This is a genomic window from Spongiactinospora gelatinilytica, assembly GCF_003236385.1.
Taxonomy (GTDB): Bacteria; Actinomycetota; Actinomycetes; order Streptosporangiales; family Streptosporangiaceae; genus Spongiactinospora; species Spongiactinospora gelatinilytica.
This window is the reverse complement of the sequence record NZ_POUA01000753.1, coordinates 1-1,113: the sequence shown is the minus strand read 5'-3', so window position 1 is coordinate 1,113 and position 1,113 is coordinate 1. Positions and strand designations below refer to the sequence as shown.

1 protein-coding gene is annotated in these 1,113 nt (G+C 71.5%); it reads left to right on the top strand.

Annotated features, from left to right (window positions below; all coding sequences use genetic code 11):
- On the top strand, nucleotides 1-1,072 hold a 1,072-nt coding region (locus C1I98_RS39160; RefSeq protein ID WP_111172211.1), incomplete at its 5' end, for an adenosylhomocysteinase.
- Nucleotides 1,073-1,113: the final 41 nt, after the last annotated feature.

Sequence of the window (1,113 nt, the reverse complement as noted above, 5' to 3'; positions counted from 1 at the left end):
GTTGCGGGCGGGCGGGGCGCAGATCGCCCTGGCCGCGTCCAACCCGCTCTCCACCCAGGACGACGTGGCGGCGGCGCTGGCGGAGTACGGCGTCGCCGTGTACGCGCGGGCCGGAGTCGATCGCGAGACCTACTACCGGCACATCAACCAGGCGCTGGACATCGCCCCGGAGATCGTCCTGGACGACGGCTGCGACCTGGTCAACACCCTGCACACCGAACGCCTGGAACTGCTGCCCGGGGTCACCGGCGGCTGCGAGGAGACCACCACCGGCATCATCAGGCTCCGCCAGATGGCCGCCGAGGAGGCCCTGCGCTTCCCGGTGGTCGCGGTCAACGACACCCGCACCAAGCGGATGTTCGACAACCGGTACGGCACCGGCCAGTCCACCCTCGACGGCATCATGCGCGCCACCAACACGTTGCTGGCGGGCAAGACGGTGGTCGTGGCCGGGTTCGGGTACTGCGGCCGGGGCGTCGCCGAACGTGCCCGGGGGCTCGGCGCGCGGGTGATCGTCACCGAGATCGACCCGGTCAAGGGACTGGACGCGACCTTGCAGGGGTACGAGGTCCAGCCGATGGCGGTGGCCGCCGAGCGTGGCGACGTGTTCATCACCGTCACCGGCAACCGGGACGTGATCCGCGCCGAACACCTGGCGGCCATGAAGGACGGCGCGATTCTCGCCAACGCGGGGCATTTCGACATCGAGATCGACGTACGCGCCCTGGAGGACCTGGCCGAGGCGGTCCATCCGGGGGTGCGGCCCAACACGGACGAGTACGTGCTGGCCGACGGCCGCCGCCTGCTGCTGCTCGCGGAAGGGCGCCTGGTCAACCTGACGGCCGCCGAGGGACATCCGGCGGCGGTCATGGACATGTCCTTCGCGGCCCAGGCGCTCGCGGTGACCTGGCTGGCCCGCGAACGCGTCCGGCTGGTGCCGGGGGTGTACGACGTGCCGCCGGAGATCGACACCGAGGTCGCCCGGCTGAAGCTCGCGGCGGCCGGCATCGAGGTCGACACCCTCACCCCCGACCAGGAGACCTACCTCCACTCCTGGCGCACCGGCTCCTAACCCCCCAGTGGCCTACGCCCCAACGCCCAATGGCCCGCGCC